9 protein-coding genes and 1 riboswitch are annotated in these 9,365 nt (G+C 71.5%); of the genes, 7 read left to right on the top strand and 2 right to left on the bottom strand.

The annotated features are described in order from the left end of the window. The 7 genes from Cco03nite_RS32830 to Cco03nite_RS32800 form a co-directional block, all read left to right on the top strand. A partial coding sequence (locus Cco03nite_RS32830) for an ATP-binding cassette domain-containing protein (RefSeq protein WP_203697420.1) occupies positions 1-2,079 on the top strand: 2,079 nt, incomplete at its 5' end. Positions 2,080-2,202: 123 nt separating this feature from the next. Further along, positions 2,203-3,096: an ABC transporter permease gene (locus tag Cco03nite_RS32825; protein WP_203697412.1), complete on the top strand. Its 894-nt coding sequence runs from the start codon at positions 2,203-2,205 to the stop codon at positions 3,094-3,096. A gap of 202 nt (positions 3,097-3,298) precedes the next feature. Next, positions 3,299-3,580 carry a hypothetical protein gene (locus Cco03nite_RS32820; RefSeq protein ID WP_203697404.1) on the top strand — a complete coding sequence of 94 codons (282 nt, stop codon included), beginning with the start codon at positions 3,299-3,301 and terminating at the stop codon, positions 3,578-3,580. Beyond that, positions 3,570-4,319: a hypothetical protein gene (locus Cco03nite_RS32815; protein ID WP_203697402.1), complete on the top strand. Its 750-nt coding sequence runs from the start codon at positions 3,570-3,572 to the stop codon at positions 4,317-4,319. Before Cco03nite_RS32820 ends, Cco03nite_RS32815 begins: the two co-directional genes overlap by 11 nt. 264 nt (positions 4,320-4,583) lie before the next feature. Then, positions 4,584-4,697: riboswitch (SAM riboswitch) on the top strand. Between the two features lie 10 nt (positions 4,698-4,707). Continuing rightward, positions 4,708-5,988: a threonine synthase gene (gene thrC / locus Cco03nite_RS32810; protein WP_203697399.1), complete on the top strand. Its 1,281-nt coding sequence runs from the start codon at positions 4,708-4,710 to the stop codon at positions 5,986-5,988. A 260-nt stretch (positions 5,989-6,248) separates the two neighbouring features. Beyond that, a complete protein-coding gene (locus Cco03nite_RS32805; RefSeq protein ID WP_203697397.1) occupies positions 6,249-7,292 on the top strand; it encodes a GNAT family N-acetyltransferase in 1,044 nt (347 codons plus the stop codon). A 74-nt stretch (positions 7,293-7,366) separates the two neighbouring features. Further along, complete coding sequence (locus tag Cco03nite_RS32800; RefSeq protein ID WP_203697395.1) at positions 7,367-8,158, top strand: DUF8814 domain-containing protein; 792 nt, start codon at positions 7,367-7,369, stop codon at positions 8,156-8,158. 4 nt (positions 8,159-8,162) lie between these two features. Here the strand turns inward: Cco03nite_RS32800 and Cco03nite_RS32795 are convergent, their stop codons facing one another. Next, the gene (locus tag Cco03nite_RS32795; protein ID WP_239167850.1) at positions 8,163-8,891 is read right to left on the bottom strand and encodes a TetR/AcrR family transcriptional regulator; all 729 of its coding nucleotides are present in this window, start codon (positions 8,889-8,891) and stop codon (positions 8,163-8,165) included. A 21-nt stretch (positions 8,892-8,912) separates the two neighbouring features. After that, positions 8,913-9,362, bottom strand: coding sequence for a hypothetical protein (locus tag Cco03nite_RS32790; RefSeq protein ID WP_203697393.1), 450 nt, complete (start codon positions 9,360-9,362; stop codon positions 8,913-8,915). Positions 9,363-9,365 lie beyond the last annotated feature (3 nt).

Raw genomic sequence — 9,365 nt, 5'->3', positions numbered from 1 at the left:
GGGCCGGCGAGCCGCAACCCGCAGTGCGGCCGCTGGGCCGCCGACATCTGCGCGACCTACCTGCGGGTGGCGGCCGCCGGGCGGCTCGACGCCGACTCGCGCGCCCAGCTCGCCCAGCGCAGCCCGGCTTCCGTGCTCAACCAGATCAAGGCCCCGACACTGCTGATCCAGGGCCTGGCCGACTCGCTGTTCCCGCTGAGCGAGGCCGACGCCAACGCGCGCGGCATCGCCGCGAACGGCACGCCGGTGCGGGTCGCCTGGTTCACCGGCGGCCACGACGGAGGCGACGGCCCGCAGTCCGACTCCGACCGGCTCAAGTACCTGACGGCCCAGTGGTTCGACCACTACCTCAAGGGCAACGGCGCGGCCCCCGCGGGCAGCTTCACGTACTCGCGGATCACCGGGCTCGACGCCGTGGACCGCGGCACCATGGCCACCGGGTACCAGGTCACGGACTACCCGGGACTGGCCGGTCAGGGCACCGTGCAGGTGCCGGTGAGCGGCGGGCCGCGTACCGTCGCGAACCCGCCCAACGGCACCCCGGCCGCCCTGTCCTCGCTGCCCGGCACAGGTTCGGGCGCGCTGTCCAGCTTCGTCAACGGCGCGGTCAGCGACCTACCCGGCCAGCACGCGCGCTTCGACTCCGCGCCGCTGGAGCAGGCGGTCAGCGTCGTCGGCACGCCGACCGTCACCATCCGGGCGGCGTCGCCGACGGGCGAGGCGGTGCTGTTCGTCAAGCTGTACGACGTCGACCCGAACGGGTCCGCCGCGCTGAGCATGGGCCTGATCGCACCGGTGCGGCTGACCGGGCTGCCCAAGAACATCGACCAGGCGCAGCCGGTGCGGGTGACCCTGCCGGGCATCGTCCGCGAGTTCGAGGCCGGGCACCGGGTGCGCGTCACCATCGCCACCGCCGACCAGTCCTACCTGGGCCTGGCCGCGCCGATGGACTACACCGTGGCCGTCGGCCCGGCGTCCGGCGGCGGCGCGGTCACCCTGCCCACGGTCCCCGGCACCCCGATCGCCACCGCCGACGCGCTCTGGCTGTACGTGCTGCTGGGCCTGCTCGCGCTGCTGGCCGTCGGGCTGACGATCGTGATCCTGGCGGCCCGGCGGCGGCACCGGCGGGTGGACCACTCGGTCTCCGCCGAGCACGCCGACACCCCGCTCTGGGTGCGCGGGCTGCGCAAGACGTACGGCGACTTCGTGGCCGTGGACAGCATCGACTTCACCGTCGAGCGCGGGCAGGTGGTCGGCCTGCTCGGCCCGAACGGCGCCGGCAAGACCACCAGCCTGCGCGTGCTGATGGGGCTCACCCAGGCCACCGCCGGCGAGGTGCTCATCTTCGGGCACCGGCTGGCCCCGGGCGCGCCGGTGCTGTCCCGGATCGGTGCGCTCGTCGAAGGTCCCGGCTTCCTGCCGCACCTGTCCGGCGAGCAGAACCTCACCGCGTACTGGCGGGCCACCGGGCGGCCGTGGGAGGAGGCCCGGTTCGACGAGGCGCTCGCCATCGCGGGCCTCGGCGACGCGGTCAAACGCAAGGTCAAGAACTACAGCCACGGTATGAAGCAGCGCCTCGCCGTCGCCCAGGCCATGCTCGGCCTGCCGGAGCTGCTGGTGCTCGACGAGCCGACGGACGGGCTCGACCCGCCGCAGATCGCCGAGATGCGCCGGGTGCTGCAGCGGTACGCCTCCGACGGCCGGGCCGTGCTGGTCTCCAGCCACCTGCTGGCCGAGGTGGAGCAGACCTGCACGCACGCGGTCGTGGTGCACAAGGGACGGGTCGTGGCCTCCGGCCGGGTCGACGAGATCGTCGGGGACAGCCCGACGACGCTGCTCGACGTGACCGACATCGACCTGGCCAGCAAGACCCTCGACCGCATCGACGGCGTCACCGGGTACGCCGTCGACGGCGAGCGCACGCTCGTCGTCGACCTCGGCGACGTCAGCCGCACCGAGGCGGTGTCCGCGCTGGTGCGGGCCGGCGTCGGCATCGACCGGGTCACGCCCCGGCGACGCCTGGAAGACGCGTTCCTGGCCCTGGTGGGCGACTCGACGGCGGGAAGTGGGGACCGGTGAGCGTGCGAACGACGAGGCTCGGTGATGCCGCCGACGAGCGCAGCGAGGAGAAGGTATGAGCGAGCTGTGCGAGCGAATCAGCAGGCTCGGTGATGCCGCCGACGAGCGCAGCGAGGAGAAGGCATGAACGGGCAAGTTTTGGAGCGGGGCGCGGCGCAGGCGGACGGGGCCGCGGCGGGATACCGCGCGGGTCGCACGCTGACCTATGCCACCGAGTTCGCGCGGCAGTGGCGGCGCAAGCGCACGCAGCTCGCGCTGGGTTTCATGGTGGTGCTGCCGATCATCCTGCTGCTCGCGTTCGAGCTGGGCGGCTCGGACGACGACGGCCGTTCGGGCCGGGGGCAGTTCTCCCAGCTGTCCGACGCGGCGATCTCCGGCGGCCTGAACTTCGCCATGTTCGCGCTGTTCGTCTCGGCCAGCTTCCTGCTGGTCGTGGTCGTGGCGCTGTTCCACGGCGACACCGTCGCGTCGGAGGCGAGCTGGGGCAGCCTGCGCTACCTGCTGGCAGTGCCCGTGCCGCGGGCCCGCCTGCTCGGGATCAAGCTGGCGGTCGCGCTGAGCTACTCGGCGCTGGCGATCCTGACCCTGCTCGGCACGGCGCTGCTGCTGGGCACGCTGCGCTACGGCTGGCACCCGCTCCAGTCGGGCATCGCCGCGGAGATCCCGCCCGGCGAGGGCATGCTGCGCCTGCTCGCCACCGCCGGCTTCCTCGGCATCAACATGCTGGTCGTGGCCGGCCTGGCGTTCCTGCTGTCGGTGCTCACCGACGCGCCCCTCGGCGCGGTCGGCGGCGCGGTCCTGCTCTACATCGTGTCGTCGATCCTCGACCAGATCACCGCGCTCGGCGAACTCCGCAACTTCCTGCCCACCCACTTCGCCCAGGCCTACCTGGGCCTGCTCACCACACCGATGCAGTTCGACGACATCATCAAGGGCACCATCTCCGCGGTCTGCTACTTCGCCGCCTTCTGCGCCCTCGCCTTCTACCGCTTCTCCCGCAAGGACGTCGTCTCCTGACATCCGCCGGTCCCGGCCCCGGTTTTTCATAGACGTTGGCCTATCTCATCGAAAATCCGTGCGCCGGATTCGATGTGATAGGCCAACGTCTATCAGTGGGTGGCCCGCGGGCAGGCTGCCGGAGCGTCGAGCGGGCCGATCCTGACGTGGCGCTTACACGGCGGGCGCGTCGGTCTGACGTGGCGTGGGCAGAGTGGCCCGCATGAGACGTGCCATCGCCATGACGGCCCTCGCGGTCGCCCTCGGGGTCGCGCTGACCGGGTGCCGTGGGGGCGGTAACCGTGACGCGCTGCCGCCGGGAGGCTCCGACACCGGGAGCCTCGCCGCCACCACCCCCGCGCCCGCGCCGAAGACCGCCGCCCCGGTGGACGCGGCCGCCGCGGTGAACCAGGCCGACAAGGACCTGGCGGAACTCGACAAGCTGCTGGCGGAACTGGACGGGCAGCTGAAGAAGGCAGAGGAGAGCCCGAACGATGAGGACTGACATGCTGATCCGCCGCGGCCTGCTGTTCGCCGCCACCACCCTGACCGCCGCCGCGCTCGCCGCCGCCGCCGGGGTGCCCGCGCAGGGCGCGCCTGCCGTCACCGGGGTCGCCGTGCAGGCGGCGGACCAGGCCGCGAACCTGGCCAACGCGAAGAAGCTGACCACCGTACGCATCGACGGCCGGCTCGCCATGCTGCGCGCCTCCGGGCTCGCGATCCGCAACGCCGCTCGCCTGACCGACGCCCACCAGGCGGCGCTGCAGAAGATCATCGACGCGGACGTCGCCGGCCTCACCGAGCTGCGCGCCAAGGTCGCCGCCGAGACGACGACCGAGGCCGTCCGCGCCGACGCGCGCAGCATGGTCGAGGACTACCGGGTGTACCTGCTGGTCCGCCCCCAGGTCCACCTGACCGTCGCGGCCGACGTGGAGTCCGCGGCGCTGACCCGCCTGCGCACCCTGCACGGCAAGCTCGCTCAGGCCGTCGCGACGGCCAAGTCCGCGGGCAAGGACGTCGGCGACGCCGAGGCGAAGCTGGCGCACCTGAAGGCCGAGCTCGACGCGATGGAGTCCGCCCTGTCCGGCCTCGCCGACGACCTGCTCGCCGTCCGGCCCGGCCCCGACGGAGCCGCCATCAAGGCCAAGACCGCCGCCGCCCGCGCCGACGTCCGTACGGCTCGTACCCACCTCCGCGCCGCCGCCACCGACGCCAAAGCCATCCGCGACCTCCTCAAGCCCTGACGCGCAGCACCGCCCCCGCAGCGCGAAAGCACCCCTGCCCAGGACGAAGGAAGGGCACCTTCCCATCGCTATGGGTAGAGGAAGGGCACCTTCTTAACATCACAAGCCGGTGACCTCGACATCCGCAGGCCCGTGACGGTCTCCCCGCCGTCACGGGCCTGCGGAACCTCGGGCGCGGTACGGGGAGTGAGGCGTGTATCTCATCCGCTGGGAACGCTGGAAACGGCGATCGCGGTTCTGATTAACTGCAAAGCACAACTGAATACCTCATCCAGAGGAGCTGAGGGACACGGCCCGACGACGCTCCGGCAACCACCATCGATGGCAGGTGCCAACTCCGTCCGGCGGGCCAGATCGGTGACGCCGGGAAGATGAGAGGAAACATCTCATGACGTCTGCCGTCATCGCGCCCCTCGGTGTCGATTCCCCCGCTCGCGGCCTGGAATGCCGCGGCTGTGGCGCCCGCTTCCCCCTCGCGGCACAGCACGCCTGTTACGAGTGTTTCGGCCCGCTCGAGGTCTGGTACGACGCGGACTCGCTGGCCAAGGTCACCCGCGCCCAGATCGAGGCGGGCCCGCAGAACATCTGGCGGTACGCCGGGCTGCTGCCCGTCGGCCAGCAGGCCGCCGACCGGGTGAGCCTGAACCCGGGCCTGACCCCGCTGGTACGCGCCGACGCGCTCGCCGCCGAGATCGGCCTGCGCGCGCCGCTGTGGATCAAGGACGACTCGGCCAACCCGACGCACTCGTTCAAGGACCGGGTGGTGTCGGTGGCGCTGACCGCCGCGAAGGCGCTCGGCTTCACCCGCTACGCCTGCGCCTCCACCGGCAACCTGGCCAACTCGGTCGCCGCGCACGCGGCCCGCGCGGGCGTGCCGTCGATCGTGTTCATCCCGCACGATCTGGAGCCGGGAAAGATCATCACCACTGCGGTGTACGGCGGCGACCTGGTCGCCATCGAGGGCTCCTATGACGACGTCAACCGGCTGTGCTCGGAACTCGTGGAGACCGACGAGTTCGAGGACACCGCGTTCGTCAACGTGAACGTGCGCCCGTTCTACGCCGAGGGCTCCAAGACGCTGGGGTACGAGGTCGCCGAGCAGCTCGGCTGGCGCATCCCGGCGCAGGTGGTCATCCCGATGGCCTCTGGCGAGCTGCTCACCAAGATTGACAAGGCGTTCGAGGAGCTGGTGTCGTCAGGCCTGGCCGTCGCCCCGGAGGGCGGCTGGAAGGTGTTCGGCGCGCAGTCGCTGGGGTGCAACCCGATCGCCACCGCGCTGCACGCGGGCACCGACGTGATCACCCCGGTGAAGCCGACCGGCATCGCGAAGTCGCTGAACATCGGCGACCCGGCCGCCGGCCTGTACGCGCTGGAGGCGGTGCGCCGCACCGGCGGCTGGATGGACTACGCCTCCGACGATGAGATCCGCGACGCGATCCGGCTGCTGGCGCGTACCACCGGCGTCTTCGCCGAGACCGCGGGCGGCGTGACCACCGCGGTGACCGCGAAGCTGGTCGCCTCCGGCAAGCTCGATCCCGACCTGGAGACGGTCGTCTTCAACACCGGTGAGGGCCTGAAGACGCTGGACGCGGTCGCCGAACTGGTCGGCCCGACGTACCGGGTGAAGCCGTCGCTGAAGGCCGCCCGCGAGGCCGGCCTGCTGGGCTGATCTCCCCGACTCACCGACAAGGCGCTCCGGCCGCTCACGCGGCTGGGGCGCCTTGTTCGTGTCGCCGGTCGGCGACCGTGCCGTGGTGCCGGAACGCGTCCGGGCTCGCGGCCGCGCGCTGTACGTGCCCACATCTTCGCAGCTCGCAGTGGGTGTCGCGTTAAGAAGGTGCCCTTCCTCTACCGATAACGATGTGAAGGTGCCCTTCCTTCGGAAAAAAGGGGGTGCGGTGGGGGGTGGGGGCGGGGGACGCTGGCGGGATGAGTCTGCGTATCGCGCCCGTCAGTGTTGACGATCCTGCTTCGGTCGAGGCGTGGGTGCAGGTGTTGGACGAGGTGCGGGTGCACGAGTTCCCGCATTTTCCGCGGGTCACGCGGCGGGCGGGGGAGGCGATGCTGCGGCATCTGTTCCCGGCGCGGGGGATCGAGCATCACGTGGCGTGGCTGGACGGGGAGCCGGTCGGGCGGCTGGAGACGTCGTGGATGACGGAGGAGAACCTCAGGGTGCTCTTCTTCACGCTGGAGGTCGTGCCGCGTTCTCGCAGGCGGGGTGTGGGGCGGGCGCTGTACGGCAGGGTGCTGGAGTGTGCGGGGGAGCAGGGGCGCACGGTGCTGCTGACCGGGAGCTCGCTGTCGATGGAGGGGCTGCCCGCGCCCGACGAGGCGCCGGTGGGGTTCGCGGCGGCGCTCGGGTTCGCGAGCACGTTGCCGGAGGTGCAGCGGCGGCTGGTGGTCGCGGACATCGATGAGAACGTGCTGGCGGGCATGGCGGCGGCGGCGCGGGACAGGTCGGCCGGATACCGGGTGGTGCAGTGGCGGGACGGGGCTCCGGCGGAGCTGGCGGAGCGGGTCGCCTATCTCGACTCGCGGCTGATCTCCGACGCGCCGATGGGTGACATGCAGGTCGAGCCGGAGAAGCCCGACGTGGCGCGGATGCGCCAGACCGAGGCGGTGCTCGCGGGGCGCGGGCGGCGGCTGTACCACACCGGGGCGGTGCACGAGGACACCGGCGACCTGGTCGCGTGGACCACCATCTCCACGGGGGCCGAGACGCCGGGGCACGCCTGGCAGCAGATCACCATCGTGGATCCGAAGCACCGGGGGCACCGGCTGGGCGCGCTGGTGAAGGTGGCGAACCTGCACTTCTTCCGGGCCGCGGAGCCCGAGGTGACCGTCATCGACACGTTCAACGCGGCGGAGAACAGTTTCATGATCTCCATCAACGAGCAGATGGGCTTCCGCAGGATCGCCGCCTTCCAGAACTGGCAGCGCGAGCTGGGAGACTCCACCGAACCGGCAGCATAAAACGGTCTATTTGCCTAAAACGGACTGACCGTATGCCCGGCACCCCGCGGGTGTCGTGATCGTTGATCAGGGACATGAGGCCCCGATTGCTCGTGTCCCTGATCGCAGCCCTCACCATCGTGCCGGCGGCCCTGGTCGCCACCCCCGCCGTGGCGCTCGCTCCGCCAGGCGGCGGCACCCTCACCGCGAAGGTCTTCGCGACCCGGGAGGGCCTGGTCGGCTGGAAGACCGCCAACGGCCACAAGATCACCAAGCGGGACTGGTTCGCGGCGCTGCCCTCGTGGCGCGGGCTGTCCGACCGCGGCGAGGGTGACAAGAGCGTACGGGTCTGCCACGACGGCAACGACCGGTGCGTGTTCCTGCCGGTGTGGGACGTCGGCCCGTGGAACACCAAGGACGACTACTGGGCCGACGACCGGCACATGTGGGAGAAGCTGCCGCGCGGCAAGCCCCAGGCGCAGGCCGCGTACCAGGACGATCACAACGACGGCGAGGACGAGTTCGGCCGGGAGGTGCTCAACCCGGCCGGCATCGACATCGCCGACGGCGCGTTCTGGGACGGCCTCGACCTCGACGACAACGACTGGGTGCACGTCACCTTCCTGTGGACGGGCGAGGGCGACCGGGGCGTCGTCGACACCGACGGCGGCGAGTGGCTGCGGGTGCGCTCGGCGCCGAAGACCAAGGCCGCCCTGCGCGGCGGCGCGGGCGAGTACGCCCAGGTGCCGATCCGGTGCCAGGTCAAGGGCGACAAGGTCAAGGGGACGGTACGCACCACCGACCTGTGGAACCGGGTCGGCGACGGCATTTACGTGTCCCACGCGTACGTCCGGCTGCTCGACGGGGCCAAGCCGCGCAAGTGCTGAAACCTCAGCGGGCGGCGTGCGGCCAGAGGGTCTCCAGCAGGGCCAGGCCGCGGGTGGTCAGCGGTTTGAAGATCTTCATGCGGGACGCGCCGACCAGGTACTCCAGGTAGGGCACGGCCAGGTCGACCACGGCCCGGGTGCGGCGCTGGCCCGGGGTGGTGTCGTGCACCCAGTACACGACCAGCCCGAGCTGGGCCAGCCAGAGCAGCTGCGGCAGCCGCGCCCGCAGCTGCGGGTCCATCTTGGTCTCGGTGCTGTCGACCAGCCGGTGGAAGATGCTGGTGGCCAGCTCGCGGGCCTGCGTCGACTCGGTGCTGAACGGGCTCACCGGTGAGCCGGGCACCGCCGCGATGCCGATGAACCGGCCGGCGAACGCGTGGTGCGGGGCCCAGACCTCGATGCCCTCGCGCAGGATGGCGGCCAGCCGATCGCCGAACGAGGTGCCGCTGCTCAGGATCGGTTCCACCCGAGCCAGGTGCTCGCGCTGGAGCTCCAGGTAGAACTCGGAGACCAGGGCCTCCTTGGCGGGAAAGTAGTAGTAGGCGTTGCCGACCGAGACCCCGGCGTCGGCGGCGATCGCCCGCATGGTCGTCTTCTCGTACCCGGCCTCGCCGAACAGGCGGATCGCGCTGGTCACGATGGCCTGGCGGGTCTGCTCGCCCCGGGACGTGTCAGCGGCCCGTCCCCGGGCCGCCGGAGCGGCGGGGGACGAGCCGTTGTCGGTGTGCGTCACGCTGCCCACGCTAGCGGCGGCTCAGGCGGCGGGGGTCAGGTGGCGCGGGTCGGCCTGCCGGTCCGCCGGGGTGTCGGCGGGCTGCCGGGTGAGCGCGGCAGCTGGTACGGCGTACACCCTGGTCGGTTGCCCCTGCATCTGCCGGCGCAGCCGGCCGAGCAGCAGCACGGTGCCGAGGTGCACCAGCACCAGGGCGAGGGTGATGATGCCGATCTTGGTGGCGAGCGTCTCGACCGCGTCGACGGGGCCGGTCACCTCGTCGTAGGTCTTCATGGCGATCGCCATGTAGCCGAGGTTGAGCAGGTAGAAGCCGACGACGAGGAACTTCGTGACGGCGGCGGCGAGCTCCCCGGTGGGCAGCACGTCGCGCAGGAACGCCTGCCCGTGCCGCTGCAGGGTGTGGCCGACCCAGAGGGTCAGCGCGAGGGTGACGACCGCGTAGGCCAGGTATACGGCCAGCTTCGGGTCCATGTT

The sequence above is a fragment of the Catellatospora coxensis genome, from assembly GCF_016862635.1.
GTDB lineage: Bacteria > Actinomycetota > Actinomycetes > Mycobacteriales > Micromonosporaceae > Catellatospora > Catellatospora coxensis.
Note: the sequence above shows the minus strand (reverse complement) of the source record. Positions and strands in the feature narration are given on the sequence as shown.